The sequence below is a fragment of the Acinetobacter sp. 18QD2AZ41W genome (assembly GCF_009829025.1).
GTDB classification, from domain to species: domain Bacteria; phylum Pseudomonadota; class Gammaproteobacteria; order Pseudomonadales; family Moraxellaceae; genus Acinetobacter; species Acinetobacter pseudolwoffii.
This window is the reverse complement of the sequence record NZ_WURP01000005.1, coordinates 139,309-153,379: the sequence shown is the minus strand read 5'-3', so window position 1 is coordinate 153,379 and position 14,071 is coordinate 139,309. Positions and strand designations below refer to the sequence as shown.

Annotated in this window: 13 protein-coding genes and 1 tRNA gene; 7 read left to right on the top strand and 7 right to left on the bottom strand. The window is 41.6% G+C overall.

The annotated features are described in order from the left end of the window. The first annotated feature begins 149 nt into the window (after positions 1 to 149). Entirely contained in the window at positions 150 to 653 is a 504-nt protein-coding gene (locus GVV58_RS09540) for a hypothetical protein (protein WP_074383086.1), read from the top strand. Between the two features lie 372 nt (positions 654 to 1,025). Further along, positions 1,026 to 2,651 (top strand): NAD+ synthase, encoded by a 1,626-nt coding sequence (locus GVV58_RS09535; protein WP_100328815.1) that lies wholly within the window; start codon positions 1,026 to 1,028, stop codon positions 2,649 to 2,651. A gap of 215 nt (positions 2,652 to 2,866) precedes the next feature. On the opposite strand, the gene GVV58_RS09530 is transcribed toward GVV58_RS09535, so the two are convergent. Then, a tRNA-Met gene (locus GVV58_RS09530) sits at positions 2,867 to 2,943 on the bottom strand. 176 nt (positions 2,944 to 3,119) lie between these two features. On the opposite strand from GVV58_RS09530, the gene GVV58_RS09525 reads away from it, so the two are divergent. Then, the gene (locus tag GVV58_RS09525; protein ID WP_159516431.1) at positions 3,120 to 3,524 is read left to right on the top strand and encodes a hypothetical protein; all 405 of its coding nucleotides are present in this window, start codon (positions 3,120 to 3,122) and stop codon (positions 3,522 to 3,524) included. Between the two features lie 240 nt (positions 3,525 to 3,764). Next, positions 3,765 to 4,205: a universal stress protein gene (locus GVV58_RS09520; protein WP_005096273.1), complete on the top strand. Its 441-nt coding sequence runs from the start codon at positions 3,765 to 3,767 to the stop codon at positions 4,203 to 4,205. A 53-nt stretch (positions 4,206 to 4,258) separates the two neighbouring features. Here the strand turns inward: GVV58_RS09520 and GVV58_RS09515 are convergent, their stop codons facing one another. Further along, a complete protein-coding gene (locus tag GVV58_RS09515) occupies positions 4,259 to 4,555 on the bottom strand; it encodes an MGMT family protein (protein WP_005096272.1) in 297 nt (98 codons plus the stop codon). A 198-nt stretch (positions 4,556 to 4,753) separates the two neighbouring features. Then, positions 4,754 to 6,253 carry a cation:proton antiporter gene (locus tag GVV58_RS09510; protein WP_005171990.1) on the bottom strand — a complete coding sequence of 500 codons (1,500 nt, stop codon included), beginning with the start codon at positions 6,251 to 6,253 and terminating at the stop codon, positions 4,754 to 4,756. A 229-nt stretch (positions 6,254 to 6,482) separates the two neighbouring features. Here GVV58_RS09510 and GVV58_RS09505 point away from each other — a divergent pair, with 229 nt between their 5' ends. Then, positions 6,483 to 7,037 (top strand): hypothetical protein, encoded by a 555-nt coding sequence (locus GVV58_RS09505; RefSeq protein WP_159516430.1) that lies wholly within the window; start codon positions 6,483 to 6,485, stop codon positions 7,035 to 7,037. Positions 7,038 to 7,281: 244 nt separating this feature from the next. On the opposite strand, the gene GVV58_RS09500 is transcribed toward GVV58_RS09505, so the two are convergent. Then, positions 7,282 to 8,187, bottom strand: a complete 906-nt coding sequence (locus GVV58_RS09500; RefSeq protein ID WP_100534416.1) for a neutral zinc metallopeptidase — start codon at positions 8,185 to 8,187, stop codon at positions 7,282 to 7,284. A gap of 48 nt (positions 8,188 to 8,235) precedes the next feature. Continuing rightward, complete coding sequence (locus GVV58_RS09495) at positions 8,236 to 9,162, bottom strand: DUF808 domain-containing protein (RefSeq protein ID WP_086044017.1); 927 nt, start codon at positions 9,160 to 9,162, stop codon at positions 8,236 to 8,238. 189 nt (positions 9,163 to 9,351) lie between these two features. Here GVV58_RS09495 and trpS point away from each other — a divergent pair, with 189 nt between their 5' ends. Then, positions 9,352 to 10,365, top strand: a complete 1,014-nt coding sequence (gene trpS, locus GVV58_RS09490) for a tryptophan--tRNA ligase (protein WP_074383091.1) — start codon at positions 9,352 to 9,354, stop codon at positions 10,363 to 10,365. Positions 10,366 to 10,717: 352 nt separating this feature from the next. On the opposite strand, the gene lysS is transcribed toward trpS, so the two are convergent. Beyond that, positions 10,718 to 12,247: a lysine--tRNA ligase gene (gene lysS, locus GVV58_RS09485; RefSeq protein WP_005172002.1), complete on the bottom strand. Its 1,530-nt coding sequence runs from the start codon at positions 12,245 to 12,247 to the stop codon at positions 10,718 to 10,720. A gap of 382 nt (positions 12,248 to 12,629) precedes the next feature. Between lysS and GVV58_RS09480 the strand changes: the two genes are divergently transcribed. Beyond that, the gene (locus GVV58_RS09480) at positions 12,630 to 13,124 is read left to right on the top strand and encodes a YqiA/YcfP family alpha/beta fold hydrolase (protein ID WP_159516429.1); all 495 of its coding nucleotides are present in this window, start codon (positions 12,630 to 12,632) and stop codon (positions 13,122 to 13,124) included. A 360-nt stretch (positions 13,125 to 13,484) separates the two neighbouring features. Here GVV58_RS09480 and GVV58_RS09475 read toward each other — a convergent pair whose 3' ends face one another. Then, positions 13,485 to 14,027 (bottom strand): adenine phosphoribosyltransferase, encoded by a 543-nt coding sequence (locus GVV58_RS09475; protein WP_005096259.1) that lies wholly within the window; start codon positions 14,025 to 14,027, stop codon positions 13,485 to 13,487. Between the last annotated feature and the right edge of the window lie 44 nt (positions 14,028 to 14,071).

Here is a 14,071-nt window from a genome sequence, read left to right as displayed (position 1 = left end):
CGAACGGCGTTGCAAGACAGAAAAACCACCCTTTGGGGTGGTTTTTTTAGTGCTGACAAAATCCTACATATAGCCTCTTTAATCCATTTTAAAATGCATGAACCTCGACCATATTCATAGATTGAAAACTTGAACAGGATCTGTGCTTGATGTTGTTGTATGCCCTACCGTTTATTTTAAGATTCATCCGTTTTGAACAGTTTAAGTGCCGTAACTTAACGGCCGGTGAAATCAGAATCTGTCAGCAGGTATTTGGCAATCTGATTGACTATTCGGCAGTCAGAATCATGAATCACCCTTATTTACCCTGGCAATCCAGCCATGTGATTATGGCGCCCAGTGGTTATATCCATGCACGAAATTTAAATTATCGGGAAGACTATTCATGTGAAAGCTTGGCCTATCAAGCACTGTTTATTCATGAGATGACCCATATTTATCAATACCAACAGCAGATTAATGTGGTTTTAAAAGGCGCATTTCTACAAAGTGCTTATTTTTTAAGCTTAGGGAAATATAATCCTTACAAATATCAATTTAATCCCAACAAATCATTTTCACAGTATAATATTGAACAACAAGGTGATATTGCCCGAGATATTTTTCTTAAAAAAATACCCAATATTATTTTAGATAGCCAAACAATTGTTTGATATATAATCATTTTTATTCAAAATATCATCTTGATTTGGCATTTTTAAAATTAAGGCCATGAATAAATGATTTAAATCCTGAGATTTATTCATGTGCAGAAAACCTACATATTCTTTATTTTTGGATAATAACTTTTCATTTCAACATTCATTCTCGCAAAACAGCTCTAGCTTCTGGATTAAATTTCGATAAAATAACCCAAGTATGATATTTTAGCTCGCAGATCAAGATTTAACGATCATGTGATAAAGACGTTTTTTCTTTTGCCATTTGGCATTTTTTTAAGTATCAAAATGCACTCAGCTGGATAATTAGAATTATAAAAATCAGTGATTTAGTGTATTAACCTATAGGAATAGGATTTAATTGGAATGAAAAGTTTTAAAATTGCGATTGCTCAGCTCTCTCCACATGTGGGCAATTTGGATGCAAATACTCAAAAAATGATTGATCAGGCCAATCAGGCTAAAAAAGATAAGGCTGATCTGATTATCTTCCCTGAGCTTGCAATCTTGGGCTACCCTGCAGAAGATCTATTAATTCGTCCAAGTCTGGCCAAACGCACCAAAGCTGCTTTTGAAAAACTGACTGAAGTCAAAGATATTGTGATGGTCTTCGGTTTTGTAAATCAAACTGAAGATGGCCAGCGTTATAACTCAGCAGCCGTCATGAAAGATGGTGAGGTGCTGGGTATTTATAACAAACAGGTGTTGCCAAACTATGGTGTATTTGATGAAAAGCGTTATTTCAGTGAAGGTCATCAACATCTGGTATTTGAATATCTCGGACACAAATTTGGTGTGCTGATTTGTGAAGACGCATGGTCTTTAGCTACTGTACAGCAGCTGGCAAAACTCAATATCGAAACTGCTCTGGTACTGAATGCCTCTCCATATGAAGTGGGTAAACCACAACACCGTATCGAGACCATGGCAGCTCTGGTAAAACAATTGAATATCAATCTGGTCTATTGTAACCAGGTCGGTGGTCAGGATGATCTGATCTTTGACGGTACCAGCTTTGTGTTAAATAAATCTGGCGAAGTCGCGCTACAGGCCCCAAGTTTCCAGGAAAGCCTTTCTATCGCAGAATATGATGCTGAACAGCTTCAATTTAGCAAAGGTACAATTACACCTGCGCTGGACACCATGGCTGAGATCTATCAGAGCCTGGTGATGGCAACCCGTGATTATGTACAGCGTTCTGGCTTCCCCGGCGTGATTCTGGGCCTATCGGGTGGGATCGATTCTGCCCTGACCCTTGCGATTGCTGCAGATGCCATTGGTGCAGACAAAGTTCAGGCGGTCATGATGCCTTATACCTATACCGCGCAAATCAGCGTAGAAGATGCGGCTGAACAAGCAAAAAATATGGGGGTAACCTTTGGTATTGCCGAAATCAATCCGGTAGTAAACGGCTTTATGCAGGTACTCTTCCCGTTCTTTGGAAGCGCCCCGGCAGATGCGACTGAGGAAAACCTGCAAGCACGTTCGCGTGGCACCTTATTAATGGCGCTTTCCAACAAGTTCGGCAATCTGGTGCTTGCGACCGGAAATAAATCTGAACTGGCTGTAGGTTATTGCACACTGTATGGTGACATGGTCGGTGGCTATGCCGTCTTGAAAGATGTGTACAAAACCATTGTATTTGAACTGGCGAAATATCGTAACAGTATTTCAGAAACACCCGTGATTCCAGAACGTGTTATTACTCGTCCACCATCAGCAGAACTGCGTCCAGATCAGGTCGATCAAGACTCTTTACCTTCGTATGACATTCTGGATGCCATCCTGTATTCATATATCGAAGAAGACATGAGTCAAGACGATATTATTGACAAAGGTTTTGATGCCGAGGTGGTGAAAAAAGTCATCCGTCTGGTCGACATGAATGAATACAAGCGCCGCCAAGGTGCAATTGGACCACGAATCAGTTCACGTTCTTATGGGCGCGAACGTCGTTATCCAATCGTCAATGGCTGGAAAGCAGGTAACTAAGCCCTTTTCTTAGTTATTTAAATCGAATCGCCCGAGTGAATACTGGGGCGATTTTTTTATATCGACGCTAAAAGTAGAAAATTAATCAACAATCACAGAAAAATAATTTTGGAAATATCTGAAAATTTACTGGATGCTTCAAATAATTTTTATCATGCGCCATACTTTTTAAAAGACAAAAAAAGAGACCAAGCTGAGAGCTTGGTCTTTTAAAATGGTGGCTATGACGAGACTTGAACTTGTGACCCCCGCATTATGAGTGCGGTGCTCTAACCAACTGAGCTACATAGCCGTAAACTGTGTGCGCATTATCGTAATTTCAGGTGCTATCGTCAAGCATTTTAAAACACAAATGTTCAGTCTTTATGCAAATGAAGAATAAACTCTTAAACTTTAAACAATATTAGATTTTTTATTTGGTATTTCACATATTCTTATGAAGAACTTTAATGCTTGGAGCTTTCACCGATGTACAAAATTAACATACTGATTCTTTTGCTCAGCACTTTAGCAATCACCGCCTGCCAAGTGATTTCTCCTATTTTTGTCAACTACAATGGAGTACGTCGCGATGTGGCACAGTGGATTAATCATCAACAATTCATGAGCATGCAACAGAAACGCACCTTGGCGCAATTAAGTCGGGCTCAACAGCAAATCAAGCGTTATCCGGAATATGATCAGACTCAACGACTGGCCATTGCCAAAGAAAATCAGATTGCATTCTATTGTGCACGTTTGCATGTGAACGAACATAAAATCCAGCAACTGCAACAACAAATTTTCGCACCTGAGACGCATTCGATTTTAAATCAATATGAACAACTGGCACCACAAATCAAATTGGACCCGGCATCCACTCAATGTGATTGACAACCAGCTTGAATATTTCTATAAATCCATATAATTCAATTATTTAAAATCAATAAACCATGAAACTTAAAACTCAGAAACCTGCGTTTAACTGTTTAATCTATTAGACATTATACCTATGTATTTACTTGGTTTTATTTTTATACAATACAGGCTATGATCAAAGTATAAACAACTATTCGTACTCGGTTTAACGCGTCATCATTTTTATAACACTTAATTCCCAACAGGAGAATTCTAATGCCTTTTGAACATATTTTAGTTCCTATTGACGGTTCGGAAACATCTTATGCTGCCGTTGATAAAGCAGTCGAAGTTGCCAAAGCATTTAACAGTAAAGTGACAGTGGTACAGGTACTGACACTCGACCCTTATATTGCTGCGGAATATATCTCTGCAGCGCAAACCAACGACCTGATTGAACGTGCCCGCACCTCGATCTTAAAAACTCTGGATGAAGCTAAAGCAAAATTCTCTGGTGCAGGTGTTGAAGTAGATACCCAGCTACTTGAAGGCCAGGTGATTTATAGCGAGATTGTCAAAGCAGCGAAAGATTTAAATTCTGACCTGATCATAATTGGTTCACATGGCCGTACTGGCTTCAAGAAACTGTTCCTGGGCAGCGTAGCTCAAAGCATTCTAGGTCAGGCCGATATTCCAGTGATGGTTATTCGCAAGTAATCCGTGCATCAAACTTAAAATCCCCACTTTCTAAAAGCGGGGATTTTTTATATCTAGACCCAACCATCCCACTGATAGCGTTTTAAATCCACACGATCACCGTCAAGTACAATCCCTTCCTGTATCAGCTTTTGTTGCTGAATATTCTGGCCAGATGAATCAAGCTTGTTCAGACTGATTTTAGCTTGTGCATTGATCACCCGATACCAGGGAATGTCGGTATTTTCTTCCAGATGACTTAAAACCCGACCCACTAAACGTGCATGTTGAGGTAAACCGGCCAGTCTGGCAATCTGCCCATAGGTTGCAACTTTTGCATAAGGGATCTGACTGACCACAGTCAAAATCATCTCTGCCATTTCCTGACTGGCTGAACTTGTCTTGCTGCATTTCATCTGTTCAATAGTACCTTTAAATAAAAGATCACGCCCTGATCCCCCTATTAACAGCTATAGGAAAATAATCACGCCTGATTAAATGCTGATTCAAGCGATCTCATTTCACTATTAAACATAATCCAGTAGCGCTTTATCTTCTGGATTTTATCTTTAGAAATTATCTGGATTTTCCAGCCGTTTTACCTCTTGAACTTTGTCTGGATGATGTACGGTAGCAACACCATCGATATCTTTCTGATCAATCAGAATCTCTGGCTGAAAAATAGTGATGGTTTCATTTCCTTTGACATCTTCTCCGACAATATATTGAAAACCCTTACGGTTCAGCTTGTGGCACATACGCTGGTACCAGCCTTTAAAGCCCTGTGTGTCTTCCTCGGGATTATAGTAAAAAGCATTCATCACTGCAGGTAAGCCCAGACCACACACCAGACCCGACAAGAGCACCACAATAAAGGTATAGCCCACCAAGATACTGCTATAAGCCTCTAGCTGAGGAATATTGGCCACCGCCAGAATAAGCGCCAGGGAAATCCCGCCACGCACACCGCCCCAGGACAAAATCGTTAAACTGCCGTTATAGCTTTTTCGGCGTATTTTGGGGAACATGGCAAATGCCAAGTGATTGGCAGCAAAGCGGGCTAAATGTAAAATAATAAATGCCACAATCCCGCCCAAGACCAGACTGGTACTCAGGTCAAGAATAAACAACTCCAAACCAATCAGAGTAAACAGGAAGGAGTTAATAATCCCTTCAACCGTATGCCAGAAATGGTTCACGTCACCAATATCGGCATCGGCCAGAATTTCTTTCCATTTATTACCGACAATTAAGCCACCAATGACACAGGCAATCGGTGCTGAAGCATGGGCCAATAAAGCAATAAGATAAGAGCCACATGCCAATAAAGCAGTGGTCAGAATCAGTGACTCCATTTCATGCTTGCCACGCAAAATTCTTAATATTGCAAAGCCAAATCCCAGACCAATCAGTACGGCCACCACAATCTCATACAATAAAGTTTGCATGACAGCCAGTACCGTAAAGTTTTCGCCTTGCAGAACATTGAGCAAGGTCATAAATAAGGCGATACACATGGCATCATTAAATAACGATTCGCCTTCCAGCTTGACAATCAGATGATGCGGTGCACGAACTGAACTCAATACGCCTTTAATGCCGATCGGATCAGTCGCACCTAAAGCCGCACCAAGTAATAACAACACCAGTAAATCCACATGATTACCAATCAGGAACTGATAGCCATATAAAACTGCACCAAAGAACACCGCGCAAAAGACCAGCGCTAAACTTGCCAAAATACCAATCGGTCGCCAATGATTACGTAAATCTGAAACCTTAAACTTCAGTGCAGATGAGGTCAGAATAAAGCAGATCACCCCATTGATCAGAAAATCATAAAAATCGATGTTACGAACAGCCTGCTCGATATTGTCAATATTAATACTAAAGAATGGATTACCTTGTAATAAACTGGCGCCCCATTGCAAAATAAAAACAAAGATGGCCGAAACAATCGGAACACCGATCGCTTGCGGAAAACCTAAAACACGCTTATTAAACATAGTGGTGGCAATGGAAAGTGCAAAGACCACCGTGAGTAGCTGAAGAAAAAAGAAATTTCCCATTCGGTTTCCTAAAGTCGGGCGAGATGGAGCAATATGCGCCGAGCGGCATGGTCAAAATAGAGATTTGAATAGCAGAGCATTAATAAAAAGGCATTCTAGCAAAACAAGTTTAATCCTCTTTTTATCGAATTGAGTTAAGTTTCTTTTCAGTATTTCCGAGTGATGATTTAACATACAGATCAGCACTCGGCTTTTGCTTTCCCATCTTTCTATTTTGAATTTTTCTCCCATGCACCAAACTGTCAAAACCATTTTTCGTCTTTGTTTTGCGAGCGTGATTTTTCTGATCACCTTATCCTTATATTTTACCTGCTTCGCTAAAATTCAGGAGATTCTGCAGGCAGAACAGCATTATCAGCAGGCAACCCGTATTCCCTTGAAAAGTACAACTGGCGAACAGTATGTTTTGGTATCTAATAACCAGCGACCGGACAATGCCATTTTCATTCTGATTGCAGGAAATGGTTATGTAGCCAAAATCAATTGTGAGCATTACAGCGCTTTATGTAGTGATGAGGACAATCAATCACATACCCGTCAAATCCAGAGCGTCCACCTAATTAAAGCGGGAAATCTGTTTTATATTGAAAAAATTCAATTTAGAGATAGCCGGACTGGCAAAGTCACGGCTCTCGAATATACCAACCATGATATGCAGCAGTTCTATCAAAATGACATCAACAATCTCAAATATACGGTCTTTGCCATTGCCCTGTTTGCTTTGGCTGCCTTATTTGTCAGTATCAAGATATTAAGAAATTTCCGGCGTTTTCTGCATAAATAAAAAAGGATTGCCTGCTCCACAGCTGTCCCACAATTGAATTAAGTAGATTTTGGAGACGCGAGTGTGACAAGGAGGTCACACCTTAGCCATCACGACAGGCATGCTGTGTATGGCGAACAAAAGACTTTTGCCTACTTTTGACCTGTCAAAAGTAGGATTTCATGACGTCATAGATTCAAACTATAACCAAAGTTAAAATGATGAGACAGCAGTGGCACCTGCTCCTTTTTTATCTGGAAACAAGCTAAATATTTTGGTTAAAGGTATCGCAATTCGAAACCTGACCCGATTTCAAGCCGGTATTAAACCACTGTACGCGCTGCGCACTGCTGCCATGGGTAAAGCTGTCCGGTACCACCTGCCCGCGAGCACGTTTCTGTAAATAGTCATCACCAATTTTATGTGCGGCATCCATAGCTTCCTGCACATCTCCCTGTTCCAGAAACTGGGTGCGCTGATGATTATGGTAGGCCCAGACTCCAGCCAGACAGTCTGCCTGCAATTCTTGGCGCACTGAAAGCTGGTTACTCTGTACCTCGCTTGCCTGCTGACGTGCCTGCTGTACTTGAGAGGAAATCCCCAAAATCGTCTGGATATGATGACCTACTTCATGGGCCACCACATAAGCCTGCGCAAAATCTCCGGCCTGATCATTACGGGAGAGTTCGGTGGCATTCTGTTCCCCACTAATCCCCATCTGAGTACGCATATCTTTAAAGAATGCGGTATCGATATAAACTTTCTGGTCTGCCGGACAGTAGAAAGGTCCCATCGCCGCCTGAGCCGTACCACAACCCGAATTCACAATGCCATTGAACAAAACCAGTTTCGGGGGAACATACTGCTGATTTAACTGCTGCTGAAACACCTGAGTCCAGGTATCTTCAGTATCTGCCAGTACGGTGCCGACAAAATCAATCGACTCCTGCTGTTCCGGTGTCGGATTTTCCAGCCCCCGTGTTTCCGCCGTACCCGATACGCCTTGGGTGACCTGTTTGGTGGTTTGATAAGCTTGCTGTGGATCGACGCCGAAGAATTTCCAGGCCACAAAAGCCACAATCAACCCAATAATACTGATTCCGCCAGCTTTGGCACCACCACCGCGACGGTCTTCTACATTACTACTGACACGACGACCTTTCCAACGCATAGTTTTTTCCTTTTCTTCATCTGCTCAATTTGCAGATATTTTTGCATCTTAAGCTTTTGATGATTTGGGCCAGATTTTTTTAATCAGGCTGATGACCAGCATCACCAGCAGACCCGCTAAAATTCCCACGGCGAAATTAATTAAGGTCGGTGTCAGGGCACCTACAATATTTCCGATACTGGGAATATCCTGTACATAGCTAACACTATCTTCAGTAAAGTGGTGAATAACAGGAATAGCATGATTAATAATTCCCCCACCGACCAGGAACATCGCTGCAGTTCCAACAACTGATAAAATTTTCATCAGAATCGGGGCAAATGCCAACAAGCCGCGTCCTATTTGTTGTTTAAAATCTGACTGCTGCTCGGTCAGATGCAGACCGATATCATCCAGTTTGACAATCAGGGCAACAAAACCATAGACCCCGATGGTCATCACGATCGCGATCAGGCTTAAAACGGTAACTTTGGTCAGCATAGAGGCTGCTGCCACCGTCCCCAAGGTAATCACGATAATTTCAGCCGAAAGGATAAAGTCGGTGCGAATCGCGCCTTTGACTTTTTCATTTTCAAACTGGTGCAAATCTGTTTCAGTCTGGATCAGTTGCTCACGGGCCTGTTCAGCATCCTTGGCCTTCGGTGTATACAAGGTGTGTACGATTTTTTCCACGCCTTCATAACACAGAAACAAACCACCCAGCACCAATAAGGGGTTAATCAGCCAGCCGGCAATAAAGCTGATTAACAAGGCCAGCGGCACTAAAATCAGCTTATTGACAAAAGAACCTTTGGCCACTTTCCAGACTACTGGTAATTCACGATCTGCCCGTACGCCTGACACTTGCTGTGCATTTAAAGCCAGATCATCACCGAGGACGCCTGCTGTTTTTTTGGCTGCCATTTTGCTCATCACAGCCACATCATCCAAGACCGTCGCAATATCATCTAATAATAGTAATAAACTGCTCGCCATACTTATTATCCTTATCATATTTCAGTTTATTTTAATCAAAATTCTTAAAAATATTGTATTCACTTGTTTAATTAATAAGATTTTTTTAATACAGCTTTTTTTCTGGCTGACAATCAAAAACAGAATACCGTACAATATTGCCATTCGTTAAAATACAGCTGTAGTACTGACTACCCTTTGGAATAAATAATGAGTAATCAAGATAATCGTCCAGTGATCTTGACGGGCGACCGTCCTACCGGACAACTTCACCTCGGCCACTTTGTCGGTTCATTACGCTCTCGTGTAGGCCTGCAAGATTCTCACCATCAACACTTGTTACTTGCTGATGCTCAAGCACTCACCGATAATGCCGATAATTTTGAAAAAGTACGTCGTAACATTATTGAAGTGGCAACGGATTATCTGGCTGTCGGTATTGATCCAACTAAAACTACAATTTGTGTTCAGTCATGTTTACCTGCCTTAAACGAACTGACGATGCTTTACCTCAATTTCGTGACGGTGTCACGTTTAGAGCGTAACCCGACCATTAAATCTGAAATCCAGATGCGTGGTTTTGAGCGCGATATTCCAGCGGGTTTCTTATGCTACCCGGTGGCTCAGGCAGCAGACATTACGGCATTCAAGGCCACTGTTGTTCCTGTGGGTGAAGATCAGATTCCAATGATCGAACAGACCAATGAAATCGTGCGTCGTCTGAACCGTCAAATCGGTCATGACCTGTTACCAGAATGTAAAGCGCTACTGTCTAATGTCGGCCGCCTTCCTGGTTTTGATGGCAAGGCGAAAATGTCAAAATCTTTGGGCAATACCATTGTGCTGGATGCGACAGATAAAGATATTAAAAAAGCCGTCAACGCCATGTATACCGATCCGAATCATCTTCGTGTGGAAGACCCAGGTCAGGTTGAAGGCAATGTAGTATTCACTTATCTGGACGCCTTTGATCCAAATAAAGAAGAACTGGAAGAACTCAAAGCTCATTATCGTCGCGGTGGCTTGGGCGATGGTACGGTGAAAAAACGTCTGGAAGGCATTCTCAAAGAACTGATCGGTCCAATCCGTGAGCGCCGTATTGAACTGGCTAAAGACCCTGACTATATTATGGATATTTTAAAGACCGGAACAGATAAATGTCGTGATATTACCCAGGCGACTTTAGATGAAGTGAAAACCGGTTTAGGTGTATTCCGTTTCTAACATAAACTGATCACCTAAAGCTCTTCATATGAAGGGCTTTTTTATTGCGAGGTGTTTATGCACGATAAAGCAGCAAACTCGCCCATAGAATCTCCATAGTTTTAACCTTAATTAACATCTATTAACATGAATACTGCTGAGTCAAGCCTTATCGGGTCGTAATATAGCTACATACAGTAAGGAATCAGATTTAACTCTCTCCACAGTTAATCTTGATGTAGTTTGAAAAAAACATTCCTTTTTCTACGCAATGATCACCCCAATCATTGCGTTTTTTTTGTCTTTAATTTTTTAGTATAGCGATTTAAAGCATAAAAAAACCCGCCTAAGCGGGTTTTCTAAAATTCAGCACTTATGCATTTTTATGACGCATATGCGGGAACAAGATCACATCACGGATACTTGCTGCATTAGCAAAGATCATCACCAGACGGTCAATACCAATACCTTCACCGGCTGTTGGCGGTAGGCCATATTCCAGTGCTTCTACAAAGTCTGCATCATAATGCATCGCTTCATCATCACCCGCATCTTTTTCCGCAACCTGTGCCTGGAAACGTTCCGCCTGGTCGATTGGATCATTTAATTCCGAGAAGCCATTTGCCAGTTCACGACCACCAATAAAGAATTCAAAACGGTCGGTGATGTGCGGATTATCATCATTACGACGTGCCAATGGAGAAGTTTCCGCTGGATATTCCGTAATGAATGTTGGTTGACGCAGTTTGGTTTCAACTGTTTCTTCAAACACAATCGTTTGCAGTTTACCCAGACCAAAACCTGGCTTCACTTGCTCTTTCAATTCTTCTTGAAGGAATTTTGCCAGGAACTCACGGTCATTGACATTTTCCGGAGTAAATTGCGGGTTATTTTCCAGAATTGCATCAAACATTGAAATTTTCTTGAATGGCCCTTTGAAGCTATACACTTCATCACCATAAGGTACATCGGTCGAACCCAAGATATCCAGCGCCAGTTTTTCCAGCATCTGCTCGGTCAATTCCATCAGATCTTTATAATCTGCATAGGCTTGATAGAATTCAATCATGGTGAATTCTGGGTTGTGACGCGTAGATACCCCTTCGTTACGGAAGTTACGGTTAATTTCGAACACACGTTCAAAACCACCCACCACCAAACGTTTTAAATAAAGCTCTGGCGCAATACGCAAGAACAATGGCATATCTAGTGCATTATGATGCGTTTCAAACGGACGCGCAGAAGCACCGCCTGGGATCACATGCATCATTGGCGTTTCAACTTCCATATAACGTTTTTCAGTCAGGAAGGCACGAATACCTGCAACCACTTTGGCACGAATTTCAAACGTTTTACGGGTTTCTTCGTTCACGATCAGATCAAGATAACGTTTACGATACTTCACTTCAGTATCATTCAGACCGTGGAACTTGTCTGGCAGCGGACGCAATGATTTGGTTAATAATTCAAAATGTTCGATGTGTACATACAGATCGCCTTTGCCTGAACGACCGATATAACCTTCGATTGCAATAATGTCGCCAAGGTCTAGACCTTTGATGGTCGCAAGTACATCTGCAGCGAGTTCTTTACGGGCGACATAAAGCTGAATACGACCTGTCATGTCCTGGATCACAATAAATGAACCACGGTTTAACATCACACGACCGGCAACTTTGACGTAGACCTTTTCGCCTGCTTCAATTTCTTCTTTAGATTTATCAGCGAACTGGTCTTGTAAATCTTGGGCATAATGCTCACGCTTAAAGGTATTTGGCCATGGGCTTTTACCAGTTTCTTGTGCCTGAGCTTCGATTTGCTTTAACTTGGCATGACGCTGTGCAATTAAATCGTTTTCGGAAATGATTTGTTCAGAAGTCGATTGAGCGTTAGTTTGCGTCATCTCTGCCTCGAATAAGATTAGTTAAAAAATAGAAGTTGCATAGAATAGCAGAAATCCTACCCAAATCGTAGCTTAAACACTCTCAGGAAGCGGCTTTTCTTTGGAAAAATCCACTATCTTGGCATTTTCCCAACCTTATCCCGTCAATCTAATCCACTCTACCAATACAATTCAGCTCGATTTAGGACCGATTATGCGATTACTTAGATGAAAGTCCTAGTGTGTGACGAGGTAGAGCAAATCACTGCGCAGAAAAATGCTGGCTTAGACCAATAGCTAACTGCCTTGAATGTCCACACGTTCTACAATGATGCTCAGATTGAAGATGATGTGCCAATCAATAAATACCAATATGGCATGCCCCATAAAAATGAGTAAGATTATGTCTAAGATTTTGTTTTTACATGGCTTAGATTCCTCCAGAGAATCCACCAAGTTTCATGCAATTAATGTCGTGCATAAATATTGTATTGATGTCGATTATCGTAATCTGAGCTATAATTCGGTCACCAATTTTTATCATGAGATGATTGAAACCATCAAACCGGATATTCTGGTGGGTCATAATCTTGGCGGCTATTGGGCACTGAAAATGTCGCAGGCTTATCACCTTCCCTGTGTGGTGGCGAATCCCATTTTGCAACCCAATTTCAGAGATGATTATCCGGCAATTTGTCATGGCGATTTACAGCATGATATTCCGCAGTTTGCCTATCTAGAACTGGGCGATGAAATTCTGGATATGCATGCGGTTCAGGCACAGCTTGAAGACTATATGCAAATTCAGGCAGTTGATGGCGGCCATCATCGACTAGAACATCCTGAACAGATTAATACGCTGATTCAGGAAATTGAACATCATTTTATCAGACAATAAAAAAGCCCCGATATTGAGGTAATGCTGATCAGTTAAGGAGTTTAGAAATAGACTCTTTAACTTTTTAGTCATTCACGGCGGAGTCTTAACTTTATAAATCAAATACTTGAAAATAATTTGTTACTTTGGTTTCGCCCAAAGTAACCAAAGGCATTTGTCGTCCGCAAAACTCGTCAGCCACCATCGACTAGTAAATTTGTCGCAGAAACAATCATTTTTAAATCTAGTCCTGCCTCAAACAGTTGCGGATGACTTTTCTACTTGTCAAATATGATCATGAATTTAAAAAAGAAAATGCCAGTCAATTTCTTAACTGACCGGCATTACCGATATTGAGGAGCTTTTTTTTAAATCTACAATTTAGGCAACCGCAGCTTCAGGCTGAGATTTATCATCCAGTACTGACCAGATATCCAGACCTAATTCAGCATGCAAATCAGGAAGGTCAAGAAAGATACTTGCACCTAGTACTTCATGCTGACATTTGAGTGCCAATTCATTTACCGCTTTTAAAGTTCCGCCTGTTGCCAGAACATCATCAACAATGATAACTTTCTGAGACTGAACTTCCGCAGACATTTCTAAACGATCCAGACCATATTCCAGGCTATAACCGACACCCACGACTGGAGGCGGCAATTTTCCTGCTTTACGCACCAATAACAAGCCTTTTCCGGTACGTTGTGCCAACAGGCTCGCCAACACAAAACCACGTGCTTCCACTGCGATAAAGCTTTCTACTTCTGCTAGTTTGTCAGCAGGAATGCTGGCAATCAGGGCATCAGTCAATGGACCAATATTGCTCATGAAAAGTGGGGTCAAATCATAAAAGCAAATTCCTGGTTTTGGAAAATCTTGGACCGTACGAATGTGAGACCACAAAGAAGTAGATAAATTGCTCATGGGAGATCTTAAAAAAAGAAAAGGAATATGCGAATTTTAAACCT

Bases quoted from the DNA above. Each gene is read 5' to 3' on its own strand.
- GVV58_RS09540 (WP_074383086.1), top strand. From the start codon at position 150: ATGTTGTTGTATGCCCTACCGTTTATTTTAAGATTCATCCGTTTTGAA.
- GVV58_RS09535 (WP_100328815.1), top strand. From the start codon at position 1,026: ATGAAAAGTTTTAAAATTGCGATTGCTCAGCTCTCTCCACATGTGGGC.
- GVV58_RS09525 (WP_159516431.1), top strand. From the start codon at position 3,120: ATGTACAAAATTAACATACTGATTCTTTTGCTCAGCACTTTAGCAATC.
- GVV58_RS09520 (WP_005096273.1), top strand. From the start codon at position 3,765: ATGCCTTTTGAACATATTTTAGTTCCTATTGACGGTTCGGAAACATCT.
- GVV58_RS09515 (WP_005096272.1), bottom strand. From the start codon at position 4,555: ATGATTTTGACTGTGGTCAGTCAGATCCCTTATGCAAAAGTTGCAACC.
- GVV58_RS09510 (WP_005171990.1), bottom strand. From the start codon at position 6,253: ATGGGAAATTTCTTTTTTCTTCAGCTACTCACGGTGGTCTTTGCACTT.
- GVV58_RS09505 (WP_159516430.1), top strand. From the start codon at position 6,483: ATGCACCAAACTGTCAAAACCATTTTTCGTCTTTGTTTTGCGAGCGTG.
- GVV58_RS09500 (WP_100534416.1), bottom strand. From the start codon at position 8,187: ATGCGTTGGAAAGGTCGTCGTGTCAGTAGTAATGTAGAAGACCGTCGC.
- GVV58_RS09495 (WP_086044017.1), bottom strand. From the start codon at position 9,162: ATGGCGAGCAGTTTATTACTATTATTAGATGATATTGCGACGGTCTTG.
- trpS (WP_074383091.1), top strand. From the start codon at position 9,352: ATGAGTAATCAAGATAATCGTCCAGTGATCTTGACGGGCGACCGTCCT.
- lysS (WP_005172002.1), bottom strand. From the start codon at position 12,247: ATGACGCAAACTAACGCTCAATCGACTTCTGAACAAATCATTTCCGAA.
- GVV58_RS09480 (WP_159516429.1), top strand. From the start codon at position 12,630: ATGTCTAAGATTTTGTTTTTACATGGCTTAGATTCCTCCAGAGAATCC.
- GVV58_RS09475 (WP_005096259.1), bottom strand. From the start codon at position 14,027: ATGAGCAATTTATCTACTTCTTTGTGGTCTCACATTCGTACGGTCCAA.